Source organism: Nonomuraea mesophila (genome assembly GCF_004352805.1).
Taxonomy (GTDB): domain Bacteria; phylum Actinomycetota; class Actinomycetes; order Streptosporangiales; family Streptosporangiaceae; genus Nonomuraea; species Nonomuraea longispora.
In genome coordinates this window covers 1-13,557 of the sequence record NZ_SMLD01000016.1, presented here as the reverse complement: position 1 = coordinate 13,557, position 13,557 = coordinate 1, and the positions used below count along the sequence as shown (strand labels likewise).

Genomic DNA, 13,557 nt, shown 5'->3' with positions numbered 1-13,557 from the left:
CAACAGGGGAATCCTTGATCATCTTGTCATGCTTCGACTTTCCTTGAAGTATGCCCTCGGGCGGGGCGCAGTGCCGCGCGATCCCGGACGCGCGATGGCCGGCGACCTCATGCCGTCCGATCCCCGACCGGGCGCCGATCCTGCGGACGTGCGCGCTGCGGCCGGTGCGGGTCCTCGCGCTACGGCGGGAAACGGTGCCGAAACAGCGCTCGCGCTACAACGGCCCTCATCATCTGCGTGCGGCCGCCGGGCTTCCCGGGACCGCTCGATCGGAGAGGACTTCGGTATGAAACGTGCGATCGTTGCTCGAATAGCCGGCCTGGCGTGCGCCGCGCTGGCGCTGGGCGCCGCCGTGCCGCCCGCCGCCGCCACGGCCGACGGCCGGCCCAGGTTCGGGGACGTGCAGCGGGCCCTGAACACCCTGGCGGCGGCCGACGAGGTGGTGGGCGTTCTCGGAGAGCTGTACGTCGACGGCAAGCGGGCGGGCAGGGGCTCCGCGGGCTCACGCCTGCTGGACGGCGAGGGCGGGACGGTCCCCAGCGGCGCCCGCTACCGCATCGGGTCACAGACCAAGCTGATGGTCGCCACGGTGGTCATGCAACTGGTCGGCGAGGGCAGACTGCGCGTGGACGACACCCTCGCCGGCGTGCTGCCGGAGACGGCGGAGCAGGACCTGGTCGAGCTGGCCGACCAGATCACCGTCCGGCAGCTGATCGACCACACCTCCGGCGTGCCCAACTACTTCGAGTCGGGCAAGATCGACCCCCTCGACTTCACGACCTACGTCCGGCCCGCCGACCTGGTGAGGCTGGCCCGCGGCGTGCCCAGGCAGCAGGAGCCCGGTGAGAAGTCCTCCTACTCAACACCAACTACATCCTCCTCGGCATGATCACCGAGAGGCTGACCGGCCACACCCTGGCCGACGAGCTCGACCGCCGGCTGTTCACCCCGCTGGAGATGCGCCGTACCTACCTGCCCACCAAACCTCCCGAGGGGATCAGGGGCCCGCACAACCACGGCTACCTCCCCGACGAGCAGGGCCGGCTCCACGACGTGGACCGGATCAACGCCAGCCATCTGTGGGCGGCGGGTGGCGTGGTCTCCACCGCGGAGGAGGTCAGCGACTTCCACCGCGCCTACACGCAGGGCACGTTGCTGCCGCCCCGGCTTCAGGAGGTGATCGACGGGCGCGAGCGCCCCGGTCCGCCGGACGGCGAGCGCCTCTGCGGCGGGTTGTTCGAGCTGCGTGAGATCGTCGGAGGCGCGCCCGGCTTCCACGCGCCCACCTACGTGTCGGCTGATGGCCGCCTGCAGCTCGCCATGTCGGTCACGCTCAACGTCCGGAACGACGGGGTGCGGCCGATGGTCGGTAAGGCCGCGGAAGCGGTGCTCTGCCCAGGGCGATGACGAGGGCCGCCTATCCGCTCAGGGTCCTCTGGGTCAGCACGTCGAGTGCGCGGTCGACGTCACCGGGGGTGTTGTAGACGTGGAAGCTCGCCCGCACCTTCCCGGCCCGTACGGCCGCGCGGACCCCGGCCGCCCGTAGCCGCTCGCCCGGGGCGTCCACGGAGACGATGGCCGTGTCGGAGGGCGCCAGGCCCAGGCCGGCTCTGAAGCGGTTGGCGAGCGCCACGTCGTGGTCGTGCACGCGCTGGACGCCGAGCTCGTTCAGCAGTTCGATGGCGGGGGCCGCCCCGACGTACGAGAACCAGGCGGGCGACAGGTCGAAGGCGCGGGCGTCGGGCGCGAGGCGCAGCGGCGGGCCGTAGTAGGAGCCGCCCTCGTCCGCGCCGGCGTACCAGCCCGCGGCGAGGGGCCGCATGCGCTCGCGCAGACGGGGTGACAGGTAGCCGAAGGCGGCGCCGCGCGGCGCCATCAGCCACTTGTACGCCGCGCAGGCCAGCGCGTCCACGCCGGTGACGTCCACCGGCAGCCAGCCGCAGGCCTGCGACCCGTCGGCGATGACGAGCGCGTCGCAGTCCCGGGCGGCGGCCACGATGTCGGCGAGCGGCGCGACCTGGCCGGTGGCGGATTGCACGAGGCTGAAGGCGACGGCGCTGGTGGAATTGTCGACGGCGTCGGCCAGCCGGTCGGCGGGGACGGTCTCCACCTGGGCGGCCACCGCCCAGGGGAACAGGTTGCTGGTGAACTCGACCTCGGGTACGACGACGCGCGCGTCCGGCGGCAGTGCCGTGGCGATCGTGGACATGATCTGGGAGACGGTGGAGCTGATCGACACGTCGGCCACGGGGGCGCCGATGAGGCGGGCGAAGGCGGTGCGCGACCGGGTGACGGAGGTGTCCCAGGGCGCCCAGTCGCTGCTGCCGTGCCGCCAGTCGGTCAGGACCGCCTGGAGTTCGTCGGCGGCGCGTCGCGGCGGCAGGCCGTAGGAGGCGGTGTTGAGCCAGCCGGGATCGGCGTCCCAGAGTTCGCCGGCCGTGGCGATGAGTTCGGCGTCCATGAGATCAGCGTAGGACGCCCGATCCGTCCGTCAGACGAATCACTGACCGTCTCACCACGAGATACGCGGATAAGTTATATCAAATCTTCTATTGACATAACTAAACGCTACAACGAGTATTTTGGCATGTCGGAACGTGACCTCCTGCTCCATGTGCAGATCCGCAGGGCGCTGGAGGCACGCATCCGCGGCGGCCACTGGGGTCCGGGCACCCGGATCCCGACCGAGGCCGAGCTCTGCCAGGAGTTCGAGGTCTCGCGCATCACCGTGCAGCGGGCCCTCCGCGACCTCGCCGACGCGGGGCTCATCGTGCGCTTCCGCAGGCGCGGCAGCTTCGTCGCCCAGGCCGTCGGCCGGCACAACCTGCTCCGCTTCACCGGCCTGCTGATCCAGGGGCCGGAGACGCACGGCGACCACAAGGTCGTCTCGGCGCGGGTGATGCCCGCGCAGGCGGCGCGGTTGCGGCTGCCCGGCGTCCCCGACGAGGAGGCGGTCGTCCAGATGGAGCGCCACAAGATGGACACGACCGGCCAGGTGATCAACACCGAGCTGCACGTGTTGCCGTTCCGGCTGGCGCCCGACCTGCTCGACCAGCCGCTCGAGCCCCTCACCACGCACGCCTACCTGCGCGACCGAGGGACCGAGCTGGTGCGGGCCAGGATGTACGTCGAACCGTACGTCCTCGGCGGCGCCGAGGCACAGGCCTTCGGCCTGCCCGCGGGCACGCCGGCGTTCCGCTGGATGCGTGAGACCTGGACCAGGCAGGGCGAGATCGCGGAGCTCGTGGAAATGATCGTCCCGCCCCGCTCGGAGCGTTTCTACGTGGAGACGGACCTGAGCGGCTCCACCGACCACAGCTGAATCATCCCCCTGACAGGCCCGGCGCCGGGCCTGGTCTTCGCCACGCCGGAAAACCCCCATCCCCCGTAAGGAGTGGAGCCATGACCTCAGTCGCCGTCGTCGGCACCGGCACCGTCGGCTCGATGGCCCTGTGGCGGCTGGCCGAGCGCGGCATCCACGCCGTCGGCTTCGACGCCTACGCCCCCGGCCACGACCGAGGGGCCGCCGGAGGCGAGTCCCGCATCTTCCGTACGGCCTACAAGGAGGGGCCCCGCTACGTCCCGCTGCTGCGCGAGGCCCGCGGCCTGTGGGCCGAGCTGGAGCGATCCGCGGGACGCCGCCTGCTCACCCCGGTCGGCGGGGTCACGGCGGGGCCCCGCGAGCACCCCAAGGTGCGCGCGGTGCTGGACGCCGCCCGCGCCCACGACCTGCCCGTCGAGGTCCTGGCGGGCGAGCAGGCGCGGCGGCGGGTCCCCGAGCACCCGCTGCGCGACGGCGAGGTCATGGTCGTCGACCACGACGCCGGCTACCTGCGTCCCGAACCCGCCGTCGGGGCCGCGGCCGCCGCCGCCGAGCGGGCGGGCGCGCGCGTGGCCCGCTACACGCCCGTGCGCGAACTGCGCGAGGACGCCGGCGGCGTCACCGTCCTGGCCGAGGACGGCGAGCACCGTTTCACCCACGCGGTGCTGGCGCCCGGCCCGTGGGCGGCGGCGAGCGGCCTGCTGCCCGAGCCGCTCGCCCGCGCCCTGACCACCAGGGCCATCACCTCGACGTGGTTCCCGCGCCGGAACGAGAGCCTGTTCGACCCCGGCCGGTGCCCGGTCGCCATCCGCGTCGGCGAGCCCGCCTACTCGTGCTTCCCCGCGGTCGACGGCGCGGGCGTCAAGATCAACCTGCACGTGCCCTGGCAGGAGATCGCCTCGCCCGCCGCGCTGACCCGCAGCGTGCCCGCCGCCTACGTCCGGCAGGTGGCACGCGCCGTCGCCGGGACGCTGCCGGGGCTCGGCCCCGACCCGGTGCGGGTGGCGACGTACTGCGACGCCTTCACCCCCGACGGGCACGGACTGCTCGGCAGACACGGCCGCACCGTGCTGGCCGCGGCGTTCAGCGGGCACGGGTTCAAGCTCGCCCCCGTCCTCGGTGACATCGTCGCCGACCTGGTCGAGACCGGCGCGACCGCGCGCGACATCGGCCACCTAGCCCCGAACCGCACCCTGCGGAGGTCGCCATGACACCCAGATCGCTGACCGCCGTGCTCCTCGCCGGAGCCCTCGCCCTCACCGCCTGCGGCCCGCCCACGCCGTCCGCCGCACCCGACACGCTGGTCATCGCCGGGTACGGCGGCTCGTACGAGGAGGCGTTCAAACAGTCGGTCATCCCCGGCTTCGAGAAGAGCTGCTCGTGCAAGGTCACCTACATCGCGGGCAGCTCCACCGACACCGTGGCCAAGCTCAAGGCACAGAAGGCGGCGCCGCAGATCGACGTCGCCCTGATCGACGACGGCGTGCAGAACCAGGCGGTCGAGGCGGGCCTGCTCGCCGAACTCGACCCGAAGACCGTCACGAACCTGCCCAAGGTGATCGACCTCGCCCGCCTGCCCGGCGACGTCGGCGTCGGCTTCTCCCTGAACGCCACCGGCCTGGCCTACAACACCGACTACTACGCCGAGCACGGCCTGCGGCCCCCCGAGCGCCTGGCCGACCTCGCCGACCCCAAGCTCAAGGGCAAGCTCGTCATGCCGTCCATCACCCAGACGTACGGCCTGGGCGCGCTGCTCATGGCGGCCAAGGTCGGCGGCGGCTCGGAGCAGGACATCGGCCCCGGTTTCACGGGCGTGAAGAAGGTGGCGGCCAACGCCGTCACGTTCGACACCACCGCCGACGTGTCCAACTACTTCCTCCAGGGGCAGGCCGTCGCGACCGTGTGGGGCAACTCGCGGGTGCAGACGCTGGCCAAGAAGGGGTTCCCGATCAAGTTCGTCTACCCGGAGGAGGGCGCGCTGCCGCTGATCGCCACCGTCAACGTGGTGAACAAGGCCCCGCACGCCGACCTGGCGCAGAAGTTCGTCAACACGCTGCTGGAACCGTCGGCGCAGCAGGCCATGGCCGCCTCCAACTTCAACGGCCCGGTCGTCGAGGGCGTCACCCTCGACCCCGCGCTCGCCGAGCAGGTCGTCGGCCAGGAGCGCGCCGCCGACCTGCGCAAGCTCGACTGGGCCACGATCAACAAGAGCCGCTCCGCGTGGACCGACCGCTGGAACAAGGAGATCGAATCCTCATGACCAGGCTGCTCGCCGCGGCGCTGGCCCTCGCCGGGCTCGCGGCCTGCGCTCCGCCCACCCCCGCCGCCTCGCCCGGCAGGCTCGTGGTGGCCGGCTACGGAGGCTCGTACCAGGAGGCCTTCGAGCAGGCCGTGCTGCCCGGCTTCGAGAAGTCCTGCGGCTGCGAGGTGACCTACATCGCCGGCAGCTCCACCGACACCGTGGCCAAGCTCAAGGCGCAGCAGGACGCGCCGCAGATCGACGTGGCCCTCATCGACGACGGGCCGCAGGCCCAGGCGGCCGAGGCCGGGCTGCTGGCCGCGCTCGACCCGGCCAAGGTCACCCGCCTGGAGAAGGTGGAGAAGGTGGCCAGGCTCGACGGGGACGTCGGGGTCGGCTTCGCGCTGACCGCCACCGGGCTCGCCTACAACCGCGACTGGTACGCCGAGCACGGCGTGCCCGCCCCGAAGCGCCTGGCCGACCTGGCCGACCCCAGGCTCAAGGGCAAGGTCGTGCTGCCGTCGATCAGCAACACGTACGGCGTGGGCGCGCTCATGCTGGCCGCCCGTGCCGGCGGAGGCTCCGAGCAGGACATCGGCCCCGGCTTCGAGGGCGTGAAGAAGGTGGCGGCCAACGCGTTCACGTTCGACACCACCGCCGACGTGTCCAACTACTTCCTCCAGGGGCAGGCCGTCGCCTCCGTCTGGGGCGGGTCGCGGGTCGAGACGCTGGCGGACAAGGACTTCCCGATCGCGTTCGTGCACCCGGAGGGCGGCGCCATCCCGCTGCTGGCCACCGCGAACGTGGTGAACAAGGCGCCGCACCCCGACCTGGCGCAGCAGTTCGTCAACGCCCTCCTGCAGCCGGGCATCCAGCGCAAGCTGGCCGCCGAGGGCTACGACGGGCCGACGGTCACCGACGCCGAGCTCGACCCGGCGGTGGCGGAACGGGTCGTCGGCCCCGAGCAGGCGGCCGAGATGAAGCCGCTGGACTGGACCGCCGTCAACGACGCGCGGTCCGCGTGGACGGACCGGTGGACGAAGGAGGTTGAGCGGTCGTGAAGACCCCCACCACCCGGAAGGACGGTGAACGCTCGATGAGCACGAGCACCACCGGGACGCCCGCGGACTCGTCCGCCCGGCGCGGGCGGCTGCGCCTGGACGGCGTGCGCAAGGTGCTGGGCGGCAAGGAGGTCGTCTCCGCGGTGGACCTGGAGACCGAGCCGGGCGAGTTCCTCACCCTGCTCGGGCCGTCCGGCTGCGGCAAGACGACCACGCTCAACATGGTGGCCGGGCATCTCAGCGCCGACGGCGGCGTGATCGAGGTGGACGGCACCGACGTCACCGGCACTCCGCCGCACCGCCGCTCGATGGGCATGGTCTTCCAGTCGTACGCCCTTTTCCCGCACATGACGATCGCCGACAACGTGGCGTTCGGCCTGCGCATGCGGAAGGTGCCGGCGGCCGGGCGCAGGAGGCAGGTCGAGGAGGTGCTGGAGATGGTCGGCCTCGAGGGCATGGCCGGCCGGCACCCGCGCCAGCTGTCCGGCGGCCAGCAGCAGCGCGCCGCGCTGGCCAGGGCCCTGGTCATCCAGCCCGACCTGCTCCTGCTCGACGAGCCGTTCTCCAACCTCGACGCGCAGCTGCGGGTGCGCCTGCGCGAGGAGGTCGTCGCGCTGCAGCGGCGCGTCGGCACCACCACCATCCTCGTCACCCACGACCAGGAGGAGGCGCTGGCGGTGTCCGACCGGATCGCGGTCATGGCCGACGGCGTCATCCACCAGCTCGACCGGCCGCGGGAGATCTACCTGCGGCCGGCCACGGATTTCGTGGCGCAGTTCATCGGCGAGGTCAACGCCCTAGACGGCACCGCGACGGGCGGCGACGCCTGCGAGATCGCGGGGGCGCGGGTCGGCGCCACCCCGGTGGGCCACCCGCCCGCTCCCGGCGCCGGCGTGCGCGTCTACGTGCGGCCCGAGGTCGTACGCGTCCGGACCGGCGGCGACGGGCTCCCCGGCACCGTGCGGGAGACCCGCTTCCTCGGCTCGCGCATCCGCTGCGTCGTCGCCACCGGGGCGGGCGACGTGACGGCGGCCCTGCCGTTCGACGCGCGGGTGCCCGCGGAAGGGGAGGAGGTGACCTGCGCATGGCGGCCGTCGGACGCCTCACTGGCGACCAGGTGAGCAGACCCGCAGGCCGCCCGCGACGGCGTACGGGCCTGCTGCTCGCGCTGCCCGCCATCGTCATCTTCGCGCTGCTGTTCGTGGCGCCGCTGTTCACGCTGGTGGCCAACAGCTTCAGGACGCAGACGGGCGCGTTCACCATCGGCAACTACGCACGTTTCCTCGGCGACCCCTTCTACCGGGAGGTGTTGTGGAACACCCTCAAGGTCGCCGCCCTCACCACGGTGGGCTGCCTGCTCATCGGCTACCCGTTCGCCCTCTACATGCGCGGCCGCTCATCCCGGGTGCGCAACTGGCTGGCGCTGCTGCTGCTGTCGCCGCTGCTGATCAGCATGGTCATCCGCGCGTACGGCTGGCTCGTGGTGCTGGGGCCCAACGGGCCGGTCGCGGGCGTGCTGACGTGGTTCGGGATCACCCCGCCCCAGCTGCTCTACAACGACACGGCCGTGCTCATCGGCATGGTCCACGTGATGCTGGCGTACATGGTGCTGCCGCTGATGGGCAGCCTCGACCGGATCGACCCGACGCTCGTGCCCGCCGCCAAGGGGCTGGGCGCGTCCGGCTGGACCTGTTTCTGGCGGATCACGCTGCCGCTGTCCGCTCCCGGCATGCTGGCCGGGGCCATGATCGTGTTCAGCCTGACCGCGTCCAGCTTCGTCACCCCCGCGATCCTCGGCGGCCCGAAGGTGAAGCTCATGCCGTACTTCGTCTACACGCAGGCCACGACCACGCTCGACTGGCCGTACGCGGCCGCGATCGGGTTCGTCCTGGTCGTCGTGACGACCGGGCTGCTGCTCGGCTACTCGCGGCTGCTACGCAGGGGACGCGGGGAGGTGGTGTTCGGATGACCCGGCTCACCCGCGCGCTCGGCACGGCCTTCGCCGTCCTCGTCGGGCTGTTCCTCATCGCGCCCGTCGCCGTCACCGTGGCCTCCTCGCTCACCACCACCTCCTACGTGACGTTCCCGCCGCAGGGCATCACGCTGCGCTGGTACGCGGAGGTGTTCGGCAAGCCGGAGTTCCTGTCGTCGTTCGTGCTCAGCGCCGGGGTGGCGCTGGCCGCGGCGGCGATCTCCGCGGTGGTGGGGCTGGCCGGCGGGCTGGCCATCCACCGCTACCGCTTCCCCGGCCGCGGCGCGCTGGAGGCGGTGTTGTCCAGCGCGTTCGCGGTGCCGACGATCGTGCTCGGCATCGGGCTGCTGCAGTGGTTCGCGCAGATGGGGCTGGCGTCGAGCCCGCTCACGCTGCTCCTGGCCCACCTCGTGCTGACCGTGCCGTACGCGGTGCGGCTCGTCCTCGCCGGGCTCGCCGGGCTGGACCGGTCGGCGGAGAAGGCCGCCGCCGGGCTGGGCGCGCCGCCGTTCCTGGTGTTCTGGCACGTGACGCTGCCCGCCGTGCGCGGCGCGCTGGTCGGGGGCGCGTTCTTCGCGTTCATTACTTCTTTTGACGATCTCACCGTCGCTCTGTTCGTGGTCACCACCGACCTGCAGACCCTGCCCGTGCGCATCTTCAACTACATGCAGTACGACTACGACCCGACCGTCACCGCCATCGGCACGCTGATGGTGCTGTTCGCCGTGGTCGCGGTCGTCGTCATCGAACGTTTCGTCGGCGTGGCCAGGCTGTTCGGCGCCGACACCGACCACAAGTGAGAGGAGCCACTGTGCGAGTCGTCGTCATCGGTGCGGGGGTGGTCGGATCCGCGATCGCGGCCGGTCTCACCCGGCGCGGCGCGCAGGTCACCGTGCTGGAGGCCCGGGCCCCGGGCTCCGGTACGACGTCCACCTCGGTCGCCTGGGTCAACGCCAACAACAAGACCCCGAAGGAGTACTTCGACCTCAACCACGCCGCCGTCTGGGCGCACCACGAGCTGCCCGGCGACTGGCACGTCCCCACGGGCAACCTCGAATGCGCGGTCACCGACGAGCACAAGGGCCTGCTGGAGGAGCGCGTACAGCGGCTGCTGGCCCTGGGCTACCCCGTCGAGCGGGTGACCGCCCGGCGGGCTCGGGCGCTGGAGCCCGACCTGGTGCCGCCGCCCGGCGACGCCGAGTACGTGTTCTACCCCGGCGAGGCGTACGTGCTGCCGCTGCGGCTGCTCGGCCGGCTGCTCGGCGAGGCCCGCGACCGGGGCGCGGTGGTCGAGTGCGGGGCCGAGGTCACCGCCGTGGAGACGTCCGGCGCGGGCGCCAAGGTGACGCTGGCCGACGGGCGCACGTTCGCGGGCGACGTGGTGGTGACGTGCGCCGGCCGCTGGACGCAGCAGGTGGCCGCGCTGGCCGGGGTGGACGTGCCCATGCTCGACCCGGCCGTGTCCGGGACCGTCACCAACGGGTTCCTGGTCACCACGTCGCCGGTGCCCGCCCGGCTGTCCCGGGTGCTCACCACCGGCGCGCTCAACCTGCGCCCCGACGGCGGCGGCCGGCTGCTGCTGCAGGCGCTGCACCTGGACGGGCTGGCCGACCCGGCGCTCCCGGTGCCGGGCGAGGTCGTGGACGAGATCCTCGGCCTGCTGCCGAAGGTGCTGCGCGCCACCGAGGGCGCCACGGTCGAGCGGGCGGTCGTCGGCCAGCGGGCGATGCCGGGCGACGGGCTCACCGTGGCCGGCTTCGCCGACGCCGGCCGGCGCGTGTACACCGTGGCCACGCACAGCGGGGTGACGCTGGCGCCGCTGCTGATGGATGAGGTGGCGGGCGAGCTGTTCGGGGAGGAGTCCGCGCTGCTGGCGCCGTTCCGTCCCGGCCGCTTCGCCGGCGGCGCCGTACGTCCCGCCCCGGCTCCGGCCCGCCGCCCCGGCCAGCAGTGACCGGGGCCCGGCCGGGTTCCGGCCGGTTCAGGTCCGGTTCGGGTCCGGTTCGGGCCGGGACGCGGAGGTCACGCGACCGGAAGACGGGCCGTCCAGTCCGCCACCCGCCGCAGGAACGTCGTCGCGGTCGGCAGGTGAGCGTCGTACGGGGACAACACCACCGCGTGGAACGCGTGCGGCATGCCGTCATAGACGTCGAACGCCGTGTCGACGCCGGCGGCGGAGGCGGCCTCGGCGAAGTGCCGGGAGTCGTCGAGGAGCACCTCGTCGCCGCCCGCGACGATCAGGAGGGGCGGCAGCCCGCGCAGGTCGCCGTAGAGCGGTGACTGCGGCGCCTGGTCGGGACTGGCCCCCGCGAGATACTGCTCGCCGATGGGGCCCATGATGTCCGGGTCGATGAGGTCGAGGCCCTTGTTGGTGCGGATGGACGGGCTCGAATCCGTGAAGTCGGTGATGGGGGAGACCGCCACGGCGCCCGCGGGCAGGGGGTCGCCGGCGTCGGCGAGAACCAGGAGCGCCGACAGCAGCAACGTCCCGCCGGCCGACTCGCCGGCGAGCAGGATCCGCCCGGCGGGCACGTCCTGGGCGAGCAGGCTCCGGTGGACGGCCACCACGTCATCGACGGCCGCGGGGTAGGGGTGGGCCGGCGCGAGCCGGTAGTCGACGGCGAAGGCGGGGCGGCCCGTCGCCCGGGAGAGGCGATGGGCCATGATCTGCTCCATGGCCGGGTTGCTGTGGGAGAAGCCCCCGCCGTGCACGTAGATCGTGACGCCCGCATCGAGCGTCACTCCGGGCGCGGTGACCCACATGCCGGGGACGTCGCCGGTCCGCGGCAGGACGGGGGTCACGTCGGCGTCGGCGTCGAGCGTGGGCGGGTCGGTGAACAGCGTTCCCAGCCGGGCGCGTACGGCGGCCCTGGCTTCGGGCGTGATGGAGACGTGTGCGAGCTGCACGAAGGATCCCTTCGATCAGGTGGACGAGCGTGGGTGAGCATGGCGTGGCGGCGGCATCGGTGCCGCGGGCACGCGGGGATGAGCCGGGGGAGGCTCATGCTGGTCCGTGCCGGGCGCTGGGCGCCGTCAGGGGCACGGAGACGTCACGCGGAGCGCGGAAGGATCAGGTGAGGTCCGTGCGCATGAAGATCAACCCCCGGGTGTCAGGTGCCGCCCACCCGCCGCCGTCCACCTGGCGGCGTCACACGACACGTCGAGCATTACAACGGTGCCGTCCGTGCGGTGTCAAGCGCCGGGTGCGTGGCCACGCCGCGGCGCCGGGACCGGCTGCGGCTGATCCCGGCACCGCGGGGTTCCCGTACTGGCTGAGCGGGTACGCGTACTTCCTCCGGTGAGAAAGGCCTGGGGGTACATCGATGATCGAGAGGCTGATCGAGCTGGGCGAGTTCGGCGCGGAGGCCGCGGTCGCCCTCACCCGCAACGGGCTGCTGCGCCCGGCCCACCCTGCCGCGCTGGCCCGGGTGGTGGAGGCGTACCGGCATTTCCACGTGACCCCGGCCGCCGGGCTGGCGATGGCGGCGGCGCGCTGGCCGGACCGGCAGGCGATCCTGGACGAGGACGGCGCGCTCACGTTCGCCGAGCTGGACGAACGCGCCGCCGCGCTGGCAAGCGCCCTGCACCACCGGCTCGGCGTGGGGCCGGGCACCACGGTGGCGGTCATGTGGCCCAACCACCGGGGATTCGCCGAGGCGGTCGCGGCCGTGTCCCGGCTGGGCGCGGACCTGCTGCTGCTCAACACCGGGCTGGCCGGACCGGCCCTGCGCGACGTGCTGCGCCGCGAACGGGTCGGCGTGCTCATCGCCGCGCCCGGCCTGCCGCCGGTGGACTTCGCCGGGCAGCGCGCCGGCGACCTCGGCGAGCTCATGCGTTCCGGCGCCCCGCCCGCTCCGGTGCCGAGGCGGCCGGGACGGCTCGTGCTGCTCACCTCGGGCACGACCGGCCTGCCCAAGGGCGCGCCCCGGCGGCTGTCGGTGGCGGAACTGGCCGAGCCGTTCGTCTCGATGCTCGCCACCGTGCCGGTGCGCGGCGGCGAGCCGATGCTCATCGCGCCGCCGCTGTTCCACGGGCTCGGCATCCTCTGGTACGCGGTCGCGCTCGTGCTCGGATGCCCCGTCGTCCTGATGCGCCGCTTCGATCCCGACGCCGTGCTCGACGCCCTGGAAAGGCACCGGGCGGGCGCGCTGGTCGCCGTACCCGCCATGCTGGCGCGGCTGCTGGCCCGCGAGCCCCATGACCTGCCCGCCCTGCGCGTGGTGGTCTCCGGCGGCGCCGCGCTCCGGCCCGACCTCGCCACCGCGTTCATGGACGCCTACGGTGAGGTGCTGCACAACCTGTACGGCTCCACCGAGGCCGGGTGGGCGGCCCTCGCCACGCCCGAGGACCTGCGGGAGGCCCCCGAGACGATCGGCCGCCCGCCGCGCGGCGCCACCGTGCGGATCGCGGGACCGGACGGGGAGGAACTGCCGCCGGGCGAGGTGGGGCGGGTCCTGGTCGGCGGCGGGCTGGCGTTCGGCGCGCGGGCGGGCGAGCTGATGAGCACCGGCGACCTGGGGCACCGGGACGAGCGAGGGCTGCTGTTCATCGACGGCCGCGACGACGACATGATCGTCTCCGGCGGTGAGAACGTCTTCCCGCAGGAGGTCGAGAACCTCCTGGCCTGCCGGCCGGGCGTCGCCGACGTGGCCGTGCTGGGCGTGCCCGACGAGGAGTACGGCCAGCGGCTGGCGGCGTACGTGGTCGCCGAGGAGGGCGTCACCCTGTCGGCCGACGAGCTCAAGAGCGCGGTGAAGGCGGAGCTGGCGGGTTTCAAGGTGCCGCGCGACATCGTGTTCGTGCCGTCGGTGCCGCGCAACCCGACCGGCAAGGTCGACCGCGCCCGGCTCACCGGCGCCTGACCCGGCCGGCGCCCGGCCCGCCGGCCCCGCCCCGGCCCGGTAACGGATGGGCGGACCGGCGGACGGACCCGACGGGCCGACGGCCGGTCAGGGGTGGCGGC

The 13,557-nt window shown here is 73.1% G+C and carries 11 protein-coding genes and 1 pseudogene; 10 read left to right on the top strand and 2 right to left on the bottom strand.

Annotated features, from left to right (window positions below; all coding sequences use genetic code 11):
• The first annotated feature begins 28 nt into the window (after positions 1-28).
• A pseudogene (locus E1295_RS52375) lies at positions 29-1,407 on the top strand (serine hydrolase domain-containing protein).
• A gap of 10 nt (positions 1,408-1,417) precedes the next feature.
• On the opposite strand, the gene E1295_RS08980 reads toward E1295_RS52375, so the two are convergent.
• The gene (locus tag E1295_RS08980) at positions 1,418-2,461 is read right to left on the bottom strand and encodes an aminotransferase class V-fold PLP-dependent enzyme (protein WP_132629492.1); all 1,044 of its coding nucleotides are present in this window, start codon (positions 2,459-2,461) and stop codon (positions 1,418-1,420) included.
• A gap of 126 nt (positions 2,462-2,587) precedes the next feature.
• Here E1295_RS08980 and E1295_RS08975 point away from each other — a divergent pair, with 126 nt between their 5' ends.
• The 8 genes from E1295_RS08975 to E1295_RS08940 all read left to right on the top strand — a co-directional run bounded on the left by E1295_RS08975 (position 2,588) and on the right by E1295_RS08940 (position 10,548).
• Positions 2,588-3,322 carry a GntR family transcriptional regulator gene (locus tag E1295_RS08975; protein ID WP_132629490.1) on the top strand — a complete coding sequence of 245 codons (735 nt, stop codon included), beginning with the start codon at positions 2,588-2,590 and terminating at the stop codon, positions 3,320-3,322.
• A gap of 80 nt (positions 3,323-3,402) precedes the next feature.
• The gene (gene solA / locus E1295_RS08970) at positions 3,403-4,533 is read left to right on the top strand and encodes an N-methyl-L-tryptophan oxidase (RefSeq protein WP_132629488.1); all 1,131 of its coding nucleotides are present in this window, start codon (positions 3,403-3,405) and stop codon (positions 4,531-4,533) included.
• A complete protein-coding gene (locus tag E1295_RS08965) occupies positions 4,530-5,582 on the top strand; it encodes an ABC transporter substrate-binding protein (protein WP_132629486.1) in 1,053 nt (350 codons plus the stop codon). Before solA ends, E1295_RS08965 begins: the two co-directional genes overlap by 4 nt.
• A complete protein-coding gene (locus tag E1295_RS08960) occupies positions 5,579-6,622 on the top strand; it encodes an ABC transporter substrate-binding protein (protein ID WP_132629484.1) in 1,044 nt (347 codons plus the stop codon). Before E1295_RS08965 ends, E1295_RS08960 begins: the two co-directional genes overlap by 4 nt.
• Positions 6,619-7,743 carry an ABC transporter ATP-binding protein gene (locus E1295_RS08955; protein ID WP_132629482.1) on the top strand — a complete coding sequence of 375 codons (1,125 nt, stop codon included), beginning with the start codon at positions 6,619-6,621 and terminating at the stop codon, positions 7,741-7,743. The genes E1295_RS08960 and E1295_RS08955 overlap by 4 nt, the downstream gene beginning before the upstream one ends.
• Positions 7,740-8,591, top strand: coding sequence for an ABC transporter permease (locus E1295_RS08950; protein ID WP_132629480.1), 852 nt, complete (start codon positions 7,740-7,742; stop codon positions 8,589-8,591). The genes E1295_RS08955 and E1295_RS08950 overlap by 4 nt, the downstream gene beginning before the upstream one ends.
• Entirely contained in the window at positions 8,588-9,394 is an 807-nt protein-coding gene (locus E1295_RS08945; protein ID WP_132629478.1) for an ABC transporter permease, read from the top strand. Before E1295_RS08950 ends, E1295_RS08945 begins: the two co-directional genes overlap by 4 nt.
• Before the next feature lie 11 nt (positions 9,395-9,405).
• Positions 9,406-10,548, top strand: coding sequence for an NAD(P)/FAD-dependent oxidoreductase (locus E1295_RS08940; RefSeq protein ID WP_132629476.1), 1,143 nt, complete (start codon positions 9,406-9,408; stop codon positions 10,546-10,548).
• A 68-nt stretch (positions 10,549-10,616) separates the two neighbouring features.
• On the opposite strand, the gene E1295_RS08935 is transcribed toward E1295_RS08940, so the two are convergent.
• Complete coding sequence (locus tag E1295_RS08935; RefSeq protein ID WP_246079930.1) at positions 10,617-11,501, bottom strand: alpha/beta hydrolase; 885 nt, start codon at positions 11,499-11,501, stop codon at positions 10,617-10,619.
• 416 nt (positions 11,502-11,917) lie between these two features.
• On the opposite strand from E1295_RS08935, the gene E1295_RS08930 reads away from it, so the two are divergent.
• Positions 11,918-13,456: an AMP-binding protein gene (locus E1295_RS08930; protein WP_132629474.1), complete on the top strand. Its 1,539-nt coding sequence runs from the start codon at positions 11,918-11,920 to the stop codon at positions 13,454-13,456.
• Positions 13,457-13,557 lie beyond the last annotated feature (101 nt).

Coding starts and splice junctions, on each gene's coding strand:
- E1295_RS08930 (WP_132629474.1), top strand. CDS start 11,918: ATGATCGAGAGGCTGATCGAGCTGGGCGAGTTCGGCGCGGAGGCCGCG.
- E1295_RS08945 (WP_132629478.1), top strand. CDS start 8,588: ATGACCCGGCTCACCCGCGCGCTCGGCACGGCCTTCGCCGTCCTCGTC.
- E1295_RS08975 (WP_132629490.1), top strand. CDS start 2,588: ATGTCGGAACGTGACCTCCTGCTCCATGTGCAGATCCGCAGGGCGCTG.
- E1295_RS08965 (WP_132629486.1), top strand. CDS start 4,530: ATGACACCCAGATCGCTGACCGCCGTGCTCCTCGCCGGAGCCCTCGCC.
- E1295_RS08980 (WP_132629492.1), bottom strand. CDS start 2,461: ATGGACGCCGAACTCATCGCCACGGCCGGCGAACTCTGGGACGCCGAT.
- E1295_RS08960 (WP_132629484.1), top strand. CDS start 5,579: ATGACCAGGCTGCTCGCCGCGGCGCTGGCCCTCGCCGGGCTCGCGGCC.
- solA (WP_132629488.1), top strand. CDS start 3,403: ATGACCTCAGTCGCCGTCGTCGGCACCGGCACCGTCGGCTCGATGGCC.